This is a genomic window from Aequorivita sp. CIP111184, assembly GCF_900489465.1.
Classification (GTDB): domain Bacteria; phylum Bacteroidota; class Bacteroidia; order Flavobacteriales; family Flavobacteriaceae; genus Aequorivita.
The window spans coordinates 31,078-50,590 of sequence record NZ_UEFQ01000016.1 but is presented as its reverse complement, the minus strand read 5'-3'; the positions used below and the strand labels follow the sequence as shown (position 1 = coordinate 50,590).

The 19,513-nt window shown below is 37.0% G+C and carries 21 protein-coding genes; 14 read left to right on the top strand and 7 right to left on the bottom strand.

Going from position 1 to position 19,513, the window contains the following annotated elements:
• Positions 1 to 26 precede the first annotated feature (26 nt).
• Positions 27 to 2,519, bottom strand: coding sequence for a DUF5686 family protein (locus AEQU1_RS06100; protein WP_111879644.1), 2,493 nt, complete (start codon positions 2,517 to 2,519; stop codon positions 27 to 29).
• A gap of 39 nt (positions 2,520 to 2,558) precedes the next feature.
• Complete coding sequence (locus AEQU1_RS06095; protein WP_111879642.1) at positions 2,559 to 3,539, bottom strand: pyruvate dehydrogenase complex E1 component subunit beta; 981 nt, start codon at positions 3,537 to 3,539, stop codon at positions 2,559 to 2,561.
• A 218-nt stretch (positions 3,540 to 3,757) separates the two neighbouring features.
• Here AEQU1_RS06095 and AEQU1_RS06090 point away from each other — a divergent pair, with 218 nt between their 5' ends.
• From AEQU1_RS06090 to AEQU1_RS06075, 4 genes are all read left to right on the top strand, one after another.
• On the top strand, positions 3,758 to 4,498 hold the full coding sequence (locus tag AEQU1_RS06090; protein WP_111879641.1) for an electron transfer flavoprotein subunit beta/FixA family protein: 741 nt from the start codon (positions 3,758 to 3,760) through the stop codon (positions 4,496 to 4,498).
• Between the two features lie 19 nt (positions 4,499 to 4,517).
• Positions 4,518 to 5,486: an electron transfer flavoprotein subunit alpha/FixB family protein gene (locus tag AEQU1_RS06085; protein ID WP_111879639.1), complete on the top strand. Its 969-nt coding sequence runs from the start codon at positions 4,518 to 4,520 to the stop codon at positions 5,484 to 5,486.
• A gap of 148 nt (positions 5,487 to 5,634) precedes the next feature.
• Entirely contained in the window at positions 5,635 to 6,258 is a 624-nt protein-coding gene (locus AEQU1_RS06080) for a bifunctional nuclease family protein (RefSeq protein ID WP_111879638.1), read from the top strand.
• A 20-nt stretch (positions 6,259 to 6,278) separates the two neighbouring features.
• Entirely contained in the window at positions 6,279 to 7,991 is a 1,713-nt protein-coding gene (locus AEQU1_RS06075; protein WP_111879636.1) for a NupC/NupG family nucleoside CNT transporter, read from the top strand.
• Here the strand turns inward: AEQU1_RS06075 and AEQU1_RS06070 are convergent.
• Positions 7,988 to 8,353 (bottom strand): hypothetical protein, encoded by a 366-nt coding sequence (locus AEQU1_RS06070; protein WP_111879635.1) that lies wholly within the window; start codon positions 8,351 to 8,353, stop codon positions 7,988 to 7,990. The two genes, AEQU1_RS06075 and AEQU1_RS06070, sit on opposite strands and share 4 nt — an antisense overlap.
• A gap of 144 nt (positions 8,354 to 8,497) precedes the next feature.
• Between AEQU1_RS06070 and AEQU1_RS06065 the strand changes: the two genes are divergently transcribed.
• The 6 genes from AEQU1_RS06065 to AEQU1_RS06040 all read left to right on the top strand — a co-directional run bounded on the left by AEQU1_RS06065 (position 8,498) and on the right by AEQU1_RS06040 (position 12,897).
• On the top strand, positions 8,498 to 9,322 hold the full coding sequence (locus tag AEQU1_RS06065; protein WP_111879633.1) for a thymidylate synthase: 825 nt from the start codon (positions 8,498 to 8,500) through the stop codon (positions 9,320 to 9,322).
• Positions 9,323 to 9,341: 19 nt separating this feature from the next.
• On the top strand, positions 9,342 to 9,761 hold the full coding sequence (locus AEQU1_RS06060) for an energy transducer TonB (protein WP_111879632.1): 420 nt from the start codon (positions 9,342 to 9,344) through the stop codon (positions 9,759 to 9,761).
• Positions 9,762 to 9,773: 12 nt separating this feature from the next.
• Positions 9,774 to 10,277: an energy transducer TonB gene (locus AEQU1_RS06055; RefSeq protein WP_258455163.1), complete on the top strand. Its 504-nt coding sequence runs from the start codon at positions 9,774 to 9,776 to the stop codon at positions 10,275 to 10,277.
• Between the two features lie 108 nt (positions 10,278 to 10,385).
• The gene (gene egtB, locus AEQU1_RS06050; RefSeq protein WP_111880005.1) at positions 10,386 to 11,549 is read left to right on the top strand and encodes an ergothioneine biosynthesis protein EgtB; all 1,164 of its coding nucleotides are present in this window, start codon (positions 10,386 to 10,388) and stop codon (positions 11,547 to 11,549) included.
• Positions 11,550 to 11,565: 16 nt separating this feature from the next.
• Entirely contained in the window at positions 11,566 to 12,537 is a 972-nt protein-coding gene (locus AEQU1_RS06045; RefSeq protein ID WP_111879629.1) for an L-histidine N(alpha)-methyltransferase, read from the top strand.
• A 78-nt stretch (positions 12,538 to 12,615) separates the two neighbouring features.
• Positions 12,616 to 12,897, top strand: coding sequence for a DUF427 domain-containing protein (locus AEQU1_RS06040; protein ID WP_111879627.1), 282 nt, complete (start codon positions 12,616 to 12,618; stop codon positions 12,895 to 12,897).
• Here the strand turns inward: AEQU1_RS06040 and AEQU1_RS06035 are convergent, their stop codons facing one another.
• Positions 12,898 to 13,974 carry an aminotransferase class V-fold PLP-dependent enzyme gene (locus AEQU1_RS06035; RefSeq protein WP_111879625.1) on the bottom strand — a complete coding sequence of 359 codons (1,077 nt, stop codon included), beginning with the start codon at positions 13,972 to 13,974 and terminating at the stop codon, positions 12,898 to 12,900.
• A gap of 82 nt (positions 13,975 to 14,056) precedes the next feature.
• On the opposite strand from AEQU1_RS06035, the gene AEQU1_RS06030 reads away from it, so the two are divergent.
• The 4 genes from AEQU1_RS06030 to fabD are packed head-to-tail and all read left to right on the top strand — an operon-like array spanning position 14,057 to position 16,788.
• On the top strand, positions 14,057 to 14,494 hold the full coding sequence (locus AEQU1_RS06030) for a 2TM domain-containing protein (RefSeq protein ID WP_111879624.1): 438 nt from the start codon (positions 14,057 to 14,059) through the stop codon (positions 14,492 to 14,494).
• Positions 14,491 to 14,976 carry a dihydrofolate reductase gene (locus AEQU1_RS06025; protein ID WP_111879622.1) on the top strand — a complete coding sequence of 162 codons (486 nt, stop codon included), beginning with the start codon at positions 14,491 to 14,493 and terminating at the stop codon, positions 14,974 to 14,976. The genes AEQU1_RS06030 and AEQU1_RS06025 overlap by 4 nt, the downstream gene beginning before the upstream one ends.
• 48 nt (positions 14,977 to 15,024) lie before the next feature.
• Positions 15,025 to 15,870, top strand: a complete 846-nt coding sequence (locus tag AEQU1_RS06020) for a fructosamine kinase family protein (protein WP_258455162.1) — start codon at positions 15,025 to 15,027, stop codon at positions 15,868 to 15,870.
• Positions 15,871 to 15,906: 36 nt separating this feature from the next.
• On the top strand, positions 15,907 to 16,788 hold the full coding sequence (fabD, locus tag AEQU1_RS06015; protein WP_111879619.1) for an ACP S-malonyltransferase: 882 nt from the start codon (positions 15,907 to 15,909) through the stop codon (positions 16,786 to 16,788).
• Positions 16,789 to 16,871: 83 nt separating this feature from the next.
• Here the strand turns inward: fabD and AEQU1_RS06010 are convergent, their stop codons facing one another.
• The 3 genes from AEQU1_RS06010 to AEQU1_RS06000 form a co-directional block, all read right to left on the bottom strand.
• A complete protein-coding gene (locus AEQU1_RS06010; protein WP_111879617.1) occupies positions 16,872 to 17,063 on the bottom strand; it encodes a hypothetical protein in 192 nt (63 codons plus the stop codon).
• Positions 17,064 to 17,200: 137 nt separating this feature from the next.
• Positions 17,201 to 18,223 (bottom strand): UDP-glucose 4-epimerase GalE, encoded by a 1,023-nt coding sequence (gene galE, locus AEQU1_RS06005; protein WP_111879616.1) that lies wholly within the window; start codon positions 18,221 to 18,223, stop codon positions 17,201 to 17,203.
• On the bottom strand, positions 18,223 to 19,380 hold the full coding sequence (locus AEQU1_RS06000) for a DegT/DnrJ/EryC1/StrS aminotransferase family protein (RefSeq protein ID WP_111879614.1): 1,158 nt from the start codon (positions 19,378 to 19,380) through the stop codon (positions 18,223 to 18,225). Before AEQU1_RS06000 ends, galE begins: the two co-directional genes overlap by 1 nt.
• Positions 19,381 to 19,513 lie beyond the last annotated feature (133 nt).

Below are 19,513 nucleotides of genomic sequence, written 5' to 3'. Positions count from 1 at the left end.
AAGTTTACAATTCATATAAAAAATAATTAGAAAGTAAACCCAAAGACCCCAGTCACTCCAAAGCTACGGGCATCAGGATTGTCAAAATAATTCCCACGGAAATTGAAGTCCAATCTAAAAACACGGAAAATATTACCCACACCTACACTCCATTCCCAATAGATATCTTCTGGAGCTTGGTAAACAATATTGGAGGCATTAAGATCCTTATTTTCTTGAGATATTGAACCATAAACAGCCCTAAAGCCAACCACTTCCCTCAAATCAAGTTTTCGAATTAAAGGGATACGTGAAAAAATGCGACCACCAAAATTATGCTGCAAGTGCAAAGAAGCATAAGTGTCACTTACAAATTCGTAGTAATCCAATTGGGTAAAAGTATTATAAAGGCTAAAATATGTTTGGTTTCCAGGAATAGGATTCAACAGACTTAACGGAACCGCTCCAATGGTTGTACCTACTTCAACTGTAGACAGCAGTCTTCCAATTCCTCCTATATTCCAAGGCTGGGTGTAAAGCGCTTGTATTTTTTTGTATTCAAAATCACCCCCTAAAACGTCTTTTAAACCATAGCTATAGCCTGCGTAGAAAGAAGGGAAATCCCCTTCATTTATAACCGTCCGCTCCACACCATAACCAGAGGTTTTTCTACCGGGAGTATATAAGAAGCCAAATTGTATTTCGGCCTGTTTCAGTTCGCTTTTCACTTCGCCAGTAAAAATACCATCCTCCATAATATTGTAATCAATACTAAATGTTTCGGTTGCAGATTCCAAAGTTCTATAAGATCCGGTAATACGGAATATAAAATTCTTTAAGGGTTCAATATCAAATCCAATAGTACTAAGGTTTATTCTTGAAAGCCTGTCATTGGCTCCAACTGACAACAATGAAGAAGATGCAAGGCTACGCCCTAAAACGTCATTGCTATTGGTTAAACTGGCACCCGTTTGTTCTACATCACGACGGTTACCGCCAAAAATGGTTAATCGCGACTTTCTATCCAAAAGCCACTTCGCGCTAATGCCATATTTAAATCGATCATCCTTAAAACCATAAGCTCCAAAACCTTCTAAGCGCCACTGATCATTTTGACTGAAATAGGTTCTTCCGCCCAAACGTATGCGCATTCCTTCGGCTTCATTAAATCCAAAAATTGAAAATACGGGGCCAATATCAAAGTTTTTTACTTCATAATATCCGCTAGCTAATGTAGCACCAACATTATACAATGCTTTAAATCGCGGGACAGTTTTTAGCGTGTCAAGCATTTTATAAACCCCAGTTTCATCCTTGCTCAACTTTTCCATTCGGTTTTTATCCCAAAACTCATCGGGTCGGTTGTAAACCTCATAATTGTATGGATCTACTTGCTGGGCATAAAACTTTTTGTCTTTCGGGATATCGAAAACATAGTTGTCATATAAGGTTGTTCGCTTTCCATAAACTCCTTTTGCCTCTTCTTTTTTTCTAAAGCTAAAATCACTCATAAAATAATCACGAGTAATAAGGAAGGTAGAATCATTTAAAACTTCAAATTCCTGCTCTATATATACATCACGCACCCAATTTAAATTGGCGCTTTTAGATGCTTGTAAGTTAATTTCCTTAATGGCCCAAGTGGTATCGTTTACCCAAAAATCTCCTTTAAAGGTTAATTCGTTCTTACGGCGTGGATAATATACAATATTGTAGCACCATTTGTTATCGCGATAGGCGCTGTCTTGAAGTACATAGTTATAAACATCAATTCCTGTTCGCGAGAGCGGACTTGTAAAAGCTTTGTCGAAAAATTTTAAATAATTGTCATATACATCATATTCGCTGTAAAGATCCTTTACAAAGGCAATGAGTGTTTGGTTATTGTCAAAACCTGAATTTTTGTTTCCTTGTAAAACTTCTTTTTCTTCCTTTATATTATTATCCCCGTAGACCTTGGAAGAAGCTTCATTAATAAAAATTGGCAGATAGGTATTGCCCGTTATGTTTGAAGTATCGGTCTGGTCAAAGATAAATTCCATTCCCTTAAAAACTTTGCTTTTAATAAGGGCACTGTCAATAGTGTTTAAATCAAATTCAAGTTTTTCGTATTTGTCGTACTGATACTGTTTGAATTTTTTTACGCCATTTTCCCTTCGGTTTTCCCAAATCTTTCTAAGAATATCAAGGGCGGGATTGTTCTTTTTTGAAGTTTTTCCTGCATACACAACTACCTCATCCAATGCGTCAGCGCTTTCTTCCATAACCACTTCCATATTGTAGGTGGTCCGTGAGGTGAGTTCCACTTCTTTGGTGGTATAGCCAATAAATGAAAATATAACCGTTTTATAGGTTTTGTCACTCTCCAAATAGAACCGTCCGTTTTCATCTGAAATTGTACCCTCTTGCGAATCTTTAAAAATTACATTGGCAAAGGCAACCGGATAATCTGTAGCGTCTTTAATAACACCACTAACTTTGGTTTGGCCATATACCGAAGCACCAAAAACAATAAAAAATGACAATAGAAGGTACTTCATAAATTTAGGGGAACTGATATTTCTTTAGAATATTTAAACTTAGTCTCTATAAAGAACTTTCTTTACAGCCTTAATTACATCTTCACTATTTGGCAACCATTCTTCCAATAAAACTGGCGAATATGGAGCAGGTGTATCAGCTGTATTTATCTTTACAATGGGCGCATCCAAATAATCAAAAGCCTTATTTTGCACCATATAAGTTATTTCAGTAGCTATATTCCCAAAAGGCCATGCTTCTTCAAGAATAACCAAACGGTTTGTTTTTTTTACTGATTCAAGTATCATTTCCTCATCCATTGGTCGTATGGTGCGTAAATCAATTATTTCACACTCAATTCCTTCTTCCGCAAGTGCTTCAGCAGCTTTATAAGCTTCCTTTATAATTTTTCCGAAGGAAACTATAGTTACGTCCTTCCCTTTTCTTTTGATATCGCCAACTCCAAGTGGAATTAAATATTCCCCTTCCGGCACTTCCCCTTTGTCACCGTACATTTGCTCACTCTCCATGAAAATCACAGGATCATTATCGCGAATAGCACTCTTCAACAATCCTTTTGCATCAGCTGGATTGCTCGGCACTACTACTTTTAAACCTGGACAATTTGCATACCAGCTCTCAAAAGCCTGACTGTGTGTTGCAGCAAGTTGACCCGCAGAAGCCGTTGGTCCACGAAAAACAATTGGAATATTAAACTGCCCACCGCTCATTTGGCGCATTTTGGCAGCATTGTTTATTATTTGATCTATCGCAACCAGTGAAAAGTTAAAAGTCATATACTCTACTATTGGTCTATTTCCGTTCATTGAAGAACCTATAGCTATTCCAGTAAAACCATTTTCTGAAATAGGAGTGTCAATAACGCGTTTTGCGCCAAACTCATCCAACATTCCTTTACTGGCTTTGTAGGCGCCGTTGTATTCGGCAACTTCCTCGCCCATTAAATATATAGTGTCGTCACGACGCATTTCTTCGCTCATCGCTTCCTGTATGGCTTCTCTGAATTGTAATGTTTTCATCTGCTAAAATTGAAATGTAAATAACTGAAATTTTTCAGGGATAGCAAAAATACTATAATTCCAATCTGTTTAAGTAATATTTCCTCATTTTTAACCAAATTTTATTATGCGTGCATAACAAAAAAAGGAAATATATTCTTAACTTCGCACACGAGCAAATTTGTTTGTAATTCAACGTAAAATTTGCCAATATTTTACAATCCAAAAACACTTCAAAAATGAAAATATTAGTCTGTATAAGTCACGTACCGGACACTACTTCAAAAATCAATTTTACCGACGGTGATACCAAATTTGACACCAACGGAGTACAATTTGTAATCAACCCAAATGATGAATTTGGCCTTACCCGCGCTATGTGGTTTAAGGAAAAACAAAGTGCTACCGTTCACGTTGTGAACGTAGGCGGTCCAGAAACAGAACCTACCCTTCGTAAAGCCTTGGCCATTGGCGCTGATGAAGCAATACGCGTAAACACAGCAGCAACCGACGGTTTTTCAGTAGCAAAACAACTCGCAAACGTTGCCAAAGAAGGTGGTTACGATTTGGTAATCGGGGGAAGAGAATCAATAGATTATAACGGCGGAATGGTTCCTGGAATGCTTGCAAAACTTATAGGTGCAAATTTTGTAAACACTTGTATAGGTCTTGAAATTGAAGGAGATAAAGCTACAGCAATTCGTGAGATAGACGGGGGGAAAGAAACCTTAAAAACTTCACTTCCATTGGTAATTGGATGTCAAAAGGGTTTGGTACAGGAAAGTGATCTTCGTATTCCAAACATGCGCGGCATTATGCAAGCCCGAACAAAACCTTTAAACGTAAAGGAACCAATAGCTTCAAATGCGGAAACTAATACAATTTCTTTTGAAAAACCAGCACCAAAAGGAGCTGTAAAATTAGTGGACAGCGTGGACGAGTTGGTAAATCTTTTGCACAACGAAGCGAAGGTAATTTAAGAATCAAAAAAAAGAAAACATGTCAGTTTTAGTATATACAGAATCAGAAGAAGGAAAAATCAAAAAAATTGCATTGGAAGCAGTTTCATATGCAAAAGCACTTGCAGACCAAATGGGAACTTCCGTTACTGCGGTTAGCATTAATGCTAATGACACTTCAGAATTGGGCAAATATGGGGCTTCAAAAGTTTTAGAGGTTTCCAATGAAAAATTGAACAAATTTAATGGCGAAGCTTATGCTGATGTAATAGGTCAAGCCTTAAAAAATGAAGGAGCAGAAGTAATTGTGCTAACATCTAGTGCGAATAGCAAATTTTTAGCTCCAACATTAGCTGTTAATCTAGAAGCCGGTTACGTAGCAAATGTAATTTCACTTCCTGAAAGCACCTCACCATTTAAAGTGAAGCATAGCGTTTTCACTAACAAAGCTTTTGCAACTACAGAAATTACAACCAACATCAAAATTATTGGTTTAGGCAAAAACTCATTTGGACTTAAGGAAAAAGAAACTTCAGCTACAAACGAAGCTTTTTCGCCAAACTTGGACGCCCACGATTTTGATATGGAAATTGTTTCCGTAGATAAAGCTACAGATAAAGTAACTATAGCTGATGCAGAAATAGTTGTATCTGCAGGCCGCGGACTTAAAGGTCCTGAAAACTGGGGAATGATTGAAGACCTTGCAAAAACATTAGGCGCAGCCACTGCTTGCTCTAAACCTGTTAGTGACATGGGCTGGAGACCGCACAGCGAGCACGTTGGACAAACAGGAAAACCTGTTGCTTCAAACCTTTATATTGCAATTGGCATCTCTGGAGCTATTCAGCATTTGGCTGGTATCAACGCTTCAAAAGTGAAAGTAGTAATAAATAATGATCCCGAAGCACCTTTCTTTAAGGCTGCAGACTACGGTATAGTTGGGGATGCTTTTGAAATTGTACCAAAACTCACCGAAAAATTAAAAGAATTTAAAGCGCAGAACGCATAATTTTTTATTAATTTGTGCCTCGAAAAAAGGCTGTTTAAATAAGGAAACATCCAAATTTAAACAGCCTTTTTTTATTGTTTTATTATTCGCTATTTTTATAATCCATTGTTGAACTGAACACTGCGTACTTAATACTGACCACTGAAGAATGAGTTTAGTAAAACTTAATATAAAAGGAATATCTTACAGCCAAACCCAAAATGGCGCCTATGCCCTTATTCTAAACGAAGTTGATGGCGAGCGGAAATTGCCAATCGTTATTGGTGCGTTTGAAGCCCAATCCATTGCCATTGCTTTAGAAAAAGATATTACCCCACCCAGACCACTTACGCACGACCTTTTTAAAAACTTTGCCGACCGTTTTGATATTGTGGTAAAACAGGTGATAATTCACAAATTGGTTGACGGCGTTTTCTACTCCAGTATTATTTGCGAGCGCGATAAAATTGAAGAGATAATAGATGCCCGAACCAGTGATGCTATTGCTTTAGCACTTCGCTTTAAGGCTCCCATATTCACCTATAAAAACATCTTGGACAAAGCAGGTATATTTTTAAAAACCCCAACGAGTAAAAAAACAATCTCAAAGGAAGAAGAAACTGTTATTGAAAATTTGCTTTTGGGTGAAGACAAAGAATCCATAAAGCCTACCGGGGAAGATTACAGTAAACTTAGTCTTAGCGAACTCAACAAAATACTAGATGAAGCTGTTAATAATGAAAATTATGAAAAAGCAGCAAGAGTCCGGGATGAAATTTCAAAAAGGCAATAACCGGAAGTTATAGAAAATTTATGCAGAAATTTTTAATTGCAACGCTCGCCATTTTATGCTTTGGAACTGTTTTTGGACAAAGTATTGAAAAAACTTGGCAGTTTTCTGAAGTAAAAGACGAAAATGGTCTTTCAATCCTCAAAATTAATTCTGAAAATGATTATTTAATACTTGAAAACGGTTCGTTTGAATACCAACTTTCACCCAAAGACAGTCTAATATCTAGTGGTGATTATATTTTTCAAAATAATTTATTGGTGCTTTTCTTCAATAAACCCAATGATAGTATTAGAAGATTTCGGGTGGAGAATGTAACCGATACCACACTTGCCCTTTCTGAAAATAATTATAAATACCAACTGAAGGCTCCCAAAACAGAAGTAGCGTCTGTCTTGGCCACCGCTGCAAATTCTTCAGATATTATTCCAAGTGAAGGTTTTACAATGCAGAGTTTCTGGCGAGGAATCTTAGGAATGGTTTCTCTACTATTAATTGCATTTCTTTTCAGCGCAAACAGAAAAGCTATAAACTGGAAAACGGTTGGCATCGGCCTCGCATTTCAGCTTTTGATAGCTATTGGTGTGCTGAAAGTGGGTTTTATAAAAAGTGGTTTTGAAGCAGTTGGCCAACTTTTTGTAAATGTTTTGGAATATACAAAAGCGGGAAGCGAATTCCTCTTTGGTGGAATGCTGGATATAAATTCCTTTGGTTTTATTTTTGCTTTTCAGGTTTTGCCGACCATTATCTTCTTCTCCGCTTTAACCTCAGTTCTTTTTTACTTTGGTATTATTCAAGTTATTGTTAAAGGAATGGGCTGGCTACTTACAAAATTATTGCACATTTCTGGAGCTGAAAGCTTAAGCGTTGCAGGAAACATCTTTTTGGGACAGACCGAAGCACCGCTTCTTATAAAAGCTTATTTGGAAAAAATGAACAAGAGCGAAATGCTTTTGGTAATGATAGGCGGGATGGCTACTGTCGCCGGTGACGTACTTGCGGCCTACATTGGTTTTTTGGGCGGGGATGATCCGGAATTACGATTGACGTTTGCAAAACACCTTTTGGCAGCTTCTGTAATGGCTGCGCCGGGCGCAATCGTTATATCAAAAATATTATACCCACAAACTGAACCTATAGATACTGACGTACACGTTTCGTCCGAAAAAATTGGCTCGAACTTTTTAGATGCCATTGCTAATGGAACAACTGAAGGTTTGCGACTTGCTGTAAATGTTGGTGCTATGCTTTTGGTTTTTGTTGCATTTATTGCAATGCTTAACGGAATTCTTGGTTGGGTTGGCGATGTTACCACTATTAACCAATGGGTTGCTGCAAATTCTGCGTATAAAAGCCTCTCTTTGGAAGCCGTTTTAGGAACCGTTTTCGCTCCCTTAATGTGGCTAATTGGTGTTGCCACGGATGATATGATGATGATGGGCCAACTTCTGGGAATTAAACTCGCTGCAAGTGAATTTGTAGGTTATATACAATTGGCGGAGCTTAAAAACGTGTCAAACGAACTACATCTCAATTATGAGAAAAGTATCATTATGGCAACATATATGCTTTGCGGTTTTGCGAATTTTGCATCCATTGGGATTCAAATTGGAGGAATAGGCTCATTAGCACCAGGCCAGCGCAAAACACTTTCTAAATTTGGAATGAAGGCATTAATTGGGGGTACTATTGCATCGCTAATTTCAGCGACAATTGCGGGAATGATAATTGGCTAAGATTTTCGAACGACAGTATTTGCCCAATCTTCAGCTTCAGCTATTGTTTTAAAATAACTAAAGGCTCCTTTAAAGAGGCCCTGCTCATTGTACGCTTCTTCTTTAACGACATCACTTCCGGAAACAATGGCAAGTCCAACCATATATTTTGGATTTATGGCTCTATAAGCAGCTGGTGAAATAGGCGAGGCGAATTTGCGACTGGCAATAAAAACATATTTTTTATTCTTATAATGAGCTCCAGCAAATGAAAGAATCTCTTTTGCTGCTTCCCCGGTTATTCCATCAGAAGACAAATGAAATACCAAATAGTTTTCATAGCAATCCATAGGACCATGTGGAGTGTTATACGTTTTTTTCATTGTTTAACGAATATCTGACAAAAATAAACAATTTCTAAAATAAATGTTAAATCGTTAATAACTTATTTAAAAGCAATTCTTAAATAATTTGAGCATCAACTTCGCTATTAGTATTTTTAAGCCAACAATTTAGATTACCTTAAAATGAAACAATACCACGACCTACTAAAACACGTTATTGAACATGGCACCGAAAAGAAGGACCGAACAGGCACGGGCACCAAAAGCGTTTTTGGCTACCAAATGCGTTTTGATCTTAGCGAAGGTTTCCCAATGGTAACTACCAAAAAACTTCACTTAAAATCCATAATTTATGAACTTTTATGGTTTTTGAATGGGGACACAAACATAAAATACCTTCAGGAAAACGGCGTGCGTATTTGGAACGAATGGGCAGATGAGAATGGCGATCTTGGCCCCGTATATGGGCATCAATGGAGAAATTGGAACAGTGAGGAAATTGATCAGATTTCAGAAATAATACAAACACTTAAAACAAATCCAGACAGCCGCCGAATGCTTGTTAGCGCTTGGAACCCAAGTGTGATGCCAAATACTTCAAAACCATTTTCCGAAAATGTGGCGAATGGAAAAGCGGCGCTTCCGCCCTGCCATGCTTTTTTTCAATTTTATGTTGCGGACGGAAAATTATCCTGCCAACTCTATCAAAGAAGTGCAGATATATTCTTGGGCGTTCCTTTTAATATTGCTTCATACGCATTATTGACAATGATGGTTGCTCAGGTTTGTGGATACCAGCCTGGCGATTTTGTTCATACCTTTGGCGATGCCCATATTTACAGTAATCATTTTGAACAAGTAGAACTTCAGCTTTCACGTGAACCGCGTCCATTACCAAAAATGTTGCTCAATCCAGATGTAAAAGATATATTTGGCTTCACTTTTGATGATTTTACACTGGTTGACTATAACCCACATGCACACATCAAAGGTGCTGTTGCTATTTAATTTTAACCTATATGTCCCAATGAAAAACCTACTTTTTGTAATCTGCATTCTTTTTTCAACTACAATTTTTGCCCAAGAAGAATGGGGCAATGTCAATAAAAATACAGTAACCTTAAAAGAAATCGCTCCCATTTGGCCTGGCTGCGAATCTGGTGACGCTGCAAAAAGAGACGCTTGTTTCAATCAAAAACTAGCTACACATATTTCAAAAAACTTTAAATTTCCCGAAGGTTACCAGAAAAAAGAAAAAATAAAGGTTATTGTAAATTTTACCATCAATGAAAAAGGATTGGTTGAAGTAAATAGCGTTTCAGGCGGAACAAAGGAATTGCAGGATGAAGCAAAAAGAAACATTCTGGCAATCCCAAAAATGGCAAAACCCGGAATGATGGGCGGAAAACCGAGAGCAATCAAAATGGCAGTTCCATTTAGTTTTTAAATGAGAAATAATATGCTGAATAAATTCTTAATATTCACAGCCATCATTTTTTCTTTTTCAGCTTTTGCTCAGGAAGGAGGTGTGACCGAAGTTTCAGAATCTGAAATTGCAAAAGAAGATATACCCTACGCAGTAATTGAGAATGTCCCTGTTTATCCTGGTTGTGAAGGAAACAGTAATACAGAACTTAGAGACTGCATGTCAACAAAAATTTCTGAGTTTATCAACAGCAATTTTAGAATGAAAAAAATTGAAGCACTGAATTTACCTCCAAATACCTATAGAACGGCAGTTCAATTTAAAATTGACAAACAAGGAAAAGTTGTAGGTGTACGCGCACGTGCAGAATATCCTGAAATTGAAAAAGAGGCAGTCCGAGTGGTTAGCAATCTTCCTCAAATGAAACCAGGGAAACAAAGGGGTGAGGCGGTTGGAGTTTTATATTCGCTGCCAATTATTTTCAAAATAGAGCCTCCCAAAAAGATTAATGTCAGAAAAAATAAAAGAAAATCCTAACGTTGATAGAAACTAGTTTAACAACTGTTTAACGTCTGTTAAATAGTATTGAACAATTTTAATTTTTATATTTAAAGTGTCGTGAAAAAAAATGCGGCGCTTTTTTTTATGATTGCAACCGATACACTAGCTTCCTTCTTTCTCGAAACTCGCCAACATACCGAAAATATTTGCAAACCTTTGGAAATTGAAGACTACGTTGTTCAGCCTATTGTAGATGTTTCACCTCCAAAATGGCACCTTGGCCACACCACTTGGTTTTTTGAAGAATTTATATTAAAGCCTCATAAACCCAACTACCGTTTGTTTCACGAAGACTTCGCTTTTGTTTTTAATAGTTACTATGAAAATGTGGGCAAGCGCGTAATTAGAAATGACAGAGGAAACCTTTCCCGACCAAGTGTAGCAAAGGTTTATGATTATCGCCATTATGTTACACACGAAATGAAGGAATTCCTTTCCGAAGAAATTTCAATGGAAATTGAGGAACTGCTTTTAATAGGGATCCATCACGAAAAACAACATCAAGAACTTCTTACTACAGATATTAAATACATTCTCGGCAATAACCCCTTACTCCCAAAATACAGCGATTCATTTTCAGAAAACCCAATCCAAAATTTTCAACAGGATTGGATTGAAACGGAGGAAGGCATCTATGAAATAGGTTATAATAATGAAGAAGAGTTCTGTTACGATAATGAACTGGGTCGCCACAAGGTGTATCTTCAAGATTATAAAATATCTAACAAACTCATTACCAATAATGAATACCTCGAATTTATAAATGCAAATGGTTACAAAGATTTTAACCTTTGGCACGCTGAAGGTTGGGACTGGGTGCAGAAAAACAATATTGCTTCACCTATGTATTGGCACAATATTGATGGAGATTGGCACCAATATACAATGAAAGGACTTCAAAAAATAAATTTGGAAGCGCCCGTTTCACACATTTCCTATTTTGAAGCTTTTGCTTTTGCCCAATGGAAAAATTGCCGTCTTCCCACCGAGTTTGAATGGGAAGCAGCACAGCACAATTTTAAATGGGGCAGCCGATGGGAATGGACCGAAAGTGCTTATTTACCGTACCCTGGCTATGCCAAAGCTCCTGGCGCAATTGGGGAGTACAACGGCAAATTTATGGTAAACCAAAAAGTGCTTCGTGGCGGTTCTGTAGCAACATCAAATAAACACACACGAGCAACATATCGCAATTTTTTTCAAACCAATTCAAGGTGGCAGTTTACTGGTTTAAGGTTGGCAAAATAAACACGACTATATTTCTATGACAACAAAAATAAAACCGCAGCAGAACACTATGTTCAAAAAAGAAGTAACCGAAGGCCTTACCAGCTTTCCAAAATATCTTTCCTCAAAATATTTTTACGATAAAAAGGGCGATAAGCTTTTTCAGGATATTATGGATATGCCCAGCTATTACCTGACAGGCTGTGAATTTGAAATAATTTTAAATAATACTTCCGTGATTGGGGAATTAATTCGAGATAGAAAAAATGGCTTAGACCTTATAGAATTGGGAGCTGGCGATGGTAAAAAAACAAAGGTGCTTTTAAAATATATGGACGAGAACGATTTCAACTTTGTCTATAAACCTATTGATATCAGCGAAAATGCCGTGGAGTTGCTTTCCAATAACTTAGCGCAAGAAATGCCCACACTAAACGTAGATGCTGAAGTAGGCGAATATTTTGAAGTTTTGGAAAGGTTGAAAGGTTTCAACAAACGGAAAAAAGTAATTATGGTTTTGGGAAGTAACATCGGCAACCTTCCACATCCAAAAGCTATTGATTTTCTCACAAAACTGAAAGATACAATGCTTCCCGATGATTTACTCTTTATGGGCTTTGATCAAAAGAAAAATCCTCAAACCATCCTTGAAGCTTATAATGATGAAAGTGGAATTACCGAAGCTTTCAACAAAAATATCCTAACGCGAATTAACAGAGAATTCGACGGAAATTTTGAAATTGAAAACTTCAAGCATTGGGAAGTCTATGATCCAGAAACCGGAACGGCAAAAAGCTTTTTAGTTGCTACAAAAGAAATGAAAGTGACAATTGAAAAGCTTCAACTTAAATTGAATTTTGATCAGTGGGAAACAATACACACAGAAATTTCACAAAAATATGACGACAAAATTGTTAGTTGGCTAGCAGAAGAAGCTGGTCTAGAAATTGAAACCTTCTTCGCGGACGATAAAGGATATTATAAAAATTACGTTTTCAGAAAAGCCTAAAACGCGCTATTTTTACGGATCCTGGATGCCCAAGCAAATTATCTTAACCATCCTATTTTTAAACACTTAAAATCAACCATGAAAGCTATTTGGAACAACAAAACAATTGCAGAAACAAAGGAAACCGTAAAAATTGAAAACAATCATTACTTTCCCTCCGATGCAATAAAAAAAGAATTTTTCAAACCTAGCAATACGCACACCCACTGCCCGTGGAAAGGGGAGGCTTCCTATTTTACAATTGAAGTTGATGGAAAACAAAACAAAGACGCAGCTTGGTATTACCCTAATCCAAAACCAGCGGCCGATGCGATTAAAAATCACGTGGCTTTTTGGAAAGGTGTGGAAGTAAAAGAGTAATTATTTTAATAATTTCAATAAATTCTCAATCTCTTCTTCCGTATTATAATAATGGAAACTCACCCGAATACCGCCTCCGCGCGGCGAACAAATAATACCATTATTTTTCAATTTTTCAAATAACGCCGCATCTCCTTTCAAATTAAATATAGATGAATGTCGCTTCCGCAATAGCGTTGTACTATTCAACAAACCAAGTTCAGAAAAGCCTTCCTTTGCCTTACTCGAAAGCGAAACAATATGATCATACAATCTTTCCCTTCCCAGTCCTTTTGCAAAAAGTAATGCTTGCTCCAAACTTCCATAATTCAAAGTATCTTGATGACCTGGTTCAAAATGCTTCATAAATGTTGTTTCTTCTGCTTTGCTTTCAAACCGTTCTGCACTATTAAAACCTAAGGTCTTTGGAAAAATACGTTCACGGGCAGTTTCTTTCACCATTACAAACCCATTGCCGTATCCGGCCGTTAGCCATTTATAAGCACTGGCTCCTAAAACATCAATTGCGTTTTCTTTAAAATCGAATATCTCGGTTCCTAAATATTGGGTACCGTCTGCAATAAGCAATAAATTGGGATGATTGCTTTTTAATTGCTTTAAGAAATCCAAGTCAATTTGAACGCCATTCAACCATTGAACAATGCTAAACATAAATATATCTGGTTTATGTTTTTCTACTGCCGCAGCGATATTTCGTTCCAAATGTTCATCAATTTCAGCATAGCAGATGTTGAAATCGCGTATTTCTACTGGCCAAAGTATTGAAGGATAATCGTTTTTTAAAAGAAGGATTTTTTGTTCCTTGGGAAGTCCTTCTAAAACGGTATTTATTCCAAACGAAAAATTGGGCACCAAAGCTATTTCTTCTTTCGAAGCATTAAAAAAATCAGCAACCGTTTTTCGAATTTGTTCAATGTGCTTTTTATGCTGGTCCCGAAAAACACTAGCGTGATTCATCAAGTCCATATCGTGTATTCTCCGCCATTCCACTACGGGCTTGGGTATCACTCCGTTTGAAGCTGTGTTTAAGTAAGTACAAGATGATAAAGCTGGGAAATGTTTGCGTATTTCTTCCATAATTGAATAGTCTAAAAGACGAAAAAAGGGTATTTTTACATCACTGAAATGTTCAGTTTACTTTCAACGAAAATACTTAACTATGTTCTCAAAAACTAAAAAAACTGAAAGAATTGATTCCGAACAACGCGAGCAATATGAGTATGCGCGCCATCGCATCAAGCAGAAAAAAAATTTAATGCGCCATTTTATTGTTTTTTTGGTAGGTTCCGTTTTGTTGATTATTATAAATCCTCTTTTGGGTTACGGTGAAAATTTCTTTATAAAAGATTGGTTTATCTGGGCGATTTTAATTTGGACATTTATCTTTTTAATACATCTTTTCAACGTTTTTGTGATGAATAAGTTTATGGGCACAGAGTGGGAAGACCGCCAACTTGAAAAACTGAAAGCCCGCCAAGCTGAGCGTATGGCAGAACTTCAGAATAAAGTGGATACCGAACTGCAACTGCCCACAAAGACTTCCGAACAAATAAAAAAAAACGAACTGAACAACCCTTTACCTCCAGACGTAGAATGATTACAATGATTGCCGCTGCTGGCGAAAACAATGAATTGGGCAAAGACAATGATCTTCTTTGGCATCTACCCGATGATTTTAAGCGCTTTAAACAACTCACCACGGGTCATCATATTATTATGGGACGAAAGACTTTTGAAACTTTTCCAAAGCTTTTACCAAATAGAATTCACGTTGTAATTACTAGAAACAAAAGCTACAAAAAAGAAGGTGCCGTAGTAGTTCACGACATGCAGGAAGCTTTAAAAATCGCCAAAGATGATGATCAGCCTTTTATAATTGGCGGAGGTGAAATATATAAAGTGGGATTACCCGTTGCAGATAAAATTGAACTGACCCGCGTACACGGAAGTTTTACAGAGGCCGATACATTTTTTCCAGAATTTTCAGCTGATGAATGGCAACTAACTTCTGATTTGAAACATCAAAAAGATGAAAGACATACATATTCGTTTGATTATCAAACTTGGGTACGCAAATAATAGTAAGACTTAATTTATTATTGAAACCATTGAAATCTGCTTCTTATTTTGAAACAGTTATTATCACAAATAGCATCCCAAAATAACCTTCAATTACTTGAATACAAATCACTGACGGGCGGAGATATTAATGATGTTTATCATTTAAAATGTCACGAAGGAATTTTTGTTATAAAATTAAATGATGCCTTAAAATTCCCCAGAATATTTGATGCTGAAGCTAAAGGGCTGCAATTGCTGAAACAATCCCATAGTTTTAAAATCCCAAATGTTATTGCCGAAGGAGAATTTCAAAAATCTTCTTACTTACTATTGGAATATATTTCACCAGGCAATAAATTGAATATTTTTTGGGAATCATTTGCTGAAAACTTGGCAAAACTCCATAAAACCTCCAGTGAACAATTTGGCCTGAATCATAATAACTATATAGGTAGTCTACCTCAGAAAAACGAATACCGAAGTGCAGTATCGGAATTTTACATATCACAACGTTTAGACCCACAGTTTAAAATGGCTTCGGAAAACGGTTTCAATTTCAAAAATCTAGAGGAATTTTATAAAAACATTTCGGGGGAAATCCCAAGTGAACCACCATCGTTAATACACGGAGATCTTTGGAATGGCAATTATATGGTTTCAGAAAATGGAAATCCTGTTTTAATAGATCCAGCTGTAGCTTTTGCCCCACGCGAAATGGATTTAGCTATGATGAAATTATTTGGAGGCTTTTCAGAAGAGGTTTTTTCAAATTACAATGCTATTTTTCCTTTAACTGATGGATGGAAAGAACGTGTTCCACTTTGGCAATTGTATTATTTATTAGTCCATCTCAATATATTTGGAAGTGGTTACTTGCAGCAAGTGAAAGGAATTATCAAGCGATTTTTATAGAATTAATCCTATTTTTGTTTTTACAAAAATTAGAAAATGAAAGCATATATATTTCCCGGACAAGGCGCCCAGTTCACCGGAATGGGCAAAGACCTATACGATAATTCTTCAAAAGCAAAAGAACTTTTCCAACAAGCCAATGAAATTTTGGGCTTCGATATCACCAAAATAATGTTTGAAGGCACTGCTGATGAGCTGAAAGAAACAAAGGTTACCCAACCCGCAATTTTTCTTCATTCCACAATTTTGGCGGAAGTGATGGGAAGCAAATTTCAGCCCGATATGGTTGCCGGACATTCCTTAGGCGAAATTTCTGCGCTGGTTGCAAATAGAACGCTTGCTTTTAGTGACGGCTTGAAGTTAGTTTACAAACGCGCGTTGGCAATGCAGCACGCTTGCGAATTGACACCATCAACAATGGCTGCAGTTTTAGGACTGGAAGACCATTTAGTTGAAGAAATCTGTGCAAATACACCTGGTATTGTGGTTGCCGCAAATTACAACTGTCCCGGTCAATTAGTAATTTCTGGCGATGTGAATGCAGTGGGTAAAGCCTGTGAGAGTTTAAAAGAAGCGGGGGCGCGAAGAGCTTTAATTTTACCTGTTGGCGGTGCCTTCCACAGTCCATTGATGGAACCTGCTCGCGAAGAATTGGCAGCTGCAATTGAAGCTACCCAATTTACTGAACCTGCTTGCCCAATCTATCAAAACGTTTCAACGTTTGCGGTTACAGACCCTTCAGAAATTAAAGAAAACCTCATCTTCCAACTTACCGCTCCTGTTAAATGGACACAGAGTATTCAAAATATGATAAAAGATGGCGCCACAAAATTTATAGAAGTTGGACCTGGAAATGTTTTGCAAGGATTGGTAAAAAAGATTGATGCTTCATCTGAAACTGAAAAAGCTGAAATATAATTGAAGATTTCGAGTTCAAGATTATAAAAAAACGCCAAAGAGAAATTACCCTTTGGCGTTTTTTTCAATTATATTAAAAATTCTTATGAACTTATCTTACAATCTACACAATCTTTCACTTTGCCATAATAGGTTTCACGATATTTGTGGACTGTACGAAAAGGTACTTTTAAAAATGTTTTTTTGATGTAAACCACACTTGTGGTGAACATTCCCATTTTCTCGGTAAATCGTTTTTCTGATTTTGTTTGTCGTTTCACTGAAACTAACTTCATTTTTATCTTTTTGACCCCCTTTAACCTACAAGACATTGTCTAAAAAGTAAAAGTCCAGAGTACTATTGAAGTGCAAAGAAACAAATGCTAGGCTCCAATTCCAAATTATTAGCGTTAAACCTTAATTAAAATACTGTTTATGAGATGTTTCTGATTTTTTTCTCCCATTTCCAAGCCGATTCTAAAGCATCTTCCATTGTTTTTTCCGATTTCCAGCCTAAAATATCATTTGCTTTTTTGGTATTTGCATAAACAGAAATCACATCACCGGGGCGACGTGGTACTATTTTATAATTCAATTTTTCACCAGTTGTTTTTTCGAATGAATTCACAACTTCTAAAACAGAACTCCCCCTACCTGTACCCAAATTAAAAACCTCGAACTGAGTTTCATTTTTAGCTGAAAGCAATCTTTGCAAAGCAATAACATGCGCTTTTGCCAAATCCACGACATGAATATAATCGCGGACGCAACTTCCATCTTCTGTAGGGTAATCATCTCCAAAAACGGATAGTTCTTTTCTTAATCCAGCGGCAGTCTGCGTTATAAAAGGAACAAGATTTTGCGGTACGCCTGCGGGAAGCTCTCCAATTTCAGCTGTTTCGTGCGCGCCAATTGGATTAAAATAGCGCAGCGCAATAGCTTTTAAAGTAGAAATGGAGCACGTATCTTTTAATATTTCTTCACTTATCTGTTTTGTGTTACCGTATGGTGAAGTTGCAGGTTTAACTGGCGCATCTTCAGTAATCGGAAGTGAATCAGGCTCCCCATAAACCGTGCACGAGGAACTGAAAATAAAGTTTTCAATTCCGTACCCATTACATTCCTGTAGCAAATAAATTAATGTGTTTAGATTATTTTCGTAATAAAGCAATGGATTTACAACGCTTTCACCTACAGCTTTGCTGGCAGCAAAATGAATGATTCCCTCGATATCTTGATTTCTTTTGAAAAAATCTGAAACATCTGCTTTTATACGAAGATCAAGCCTTTCAAAAGCTGGTGGGGTTTTAGAAATATTAGTTATTCCTTCCAAAACATCCAAAGATGAATTTGAAAGGTTATCAATAATGATAACATTATAACCTGAATTTTGAAGTTCAACGACAGTATGGGAACCTATATAACCCAAACCGCCTGTAACAAGGATTTTTTTCATTATTTGGTAACGAAATTTATAATAGTGTCGGTGATATATTTAATCTGCTCATCATCCAACTCTGTATGCATCGGCAACGAAATCACTTCTTTTATCAATTGATTTGTAACCACAAAATCTTCCTCTTTATAGCGTTCGTCTTTATAAGCTTTTTGAAGGTGTAACGGAATAGGATAATAAACCCCACAAGGAATTCCTTTTTCATTTAAGTGATTCACCAAAGCATCGCGATCTGAATTTACGATTTTTAAAGTGTATTGGTGAAAGACGTGGCAGTCACAAACATCACAAATAGTATTGCCATTAGCACAAAATCCGGTTGGGGTTATTATGTTTTCAACTTCCGCAAAAGCCTTACTGTATTTTCGGGCGGCATTTCTACGCGCAGCGTTATATTCGTCCAAATGCGGCAATTTTACTCGGAGCACTGCAGCTTGAATAGAATCTAATCTACTGTTCACACCCACTACATCGTGATGGTAACGCACGTACATTCCGTGATTTACAATGCCTCGAATAATGTGTGCCAAATCATCATCATTAGTAAAAATGGCACCACCATCACCGTAACATCCTAAATTCTTTGACGGGAAAAACGAAGTAGAAGCTACATGGCCAATGGTTCCTGTTTTTTTCTTTGAACCATCTTTTGAAGTATAATTTGCTCCAATACCTTGGGCGTTATCTTCTATTACATAAAGATTATGTTCTTTCGCTATTGCCATAATCTCGTCCATATTTGCTGCAAGGCCAAAAAGGTGTACGGGAACTATTGCTTTCGTTTTCGGGGTAATTGCTTTTTTAATGGCTTCAACATCTATATTAAAGTTGATCGGGTCAACATCTACCAATACAGGAGTGAGTTGCAAAAGGGCAATAACTTCAACAGTAGCGGCAAAGGTAAAGTCTGCCGTTATAACCTCATCGCCTGGCTTTAAACCGAGCCCCATCATTGCAATTTGCAAAGCATCGGTTCCGTTTGCACAGGGAATTACATGTTTTACATCTAAATAGTGCTCAAGCTCCTTTTGAAATTCGTGAACTTCAGGGCCATTTACAAAAGCCGTGGTTTCAATCACGTTCATTATTGAACTGTCCACGCGTTCCTTTATATTTTCATACTGACCCTTAAGGTCAACCATTTGTATTTTTTTCATATGATTCCCCTGCGCAGGCAGAAGTGGCTTTAATTAAACTAAATATTGAATTTGGTAAAATTACGAAAATGATATTTGTTTCAGATAGAGTTAATGAGTTAATGGGTTATTTAGTTATTGAGGTTTACATTTG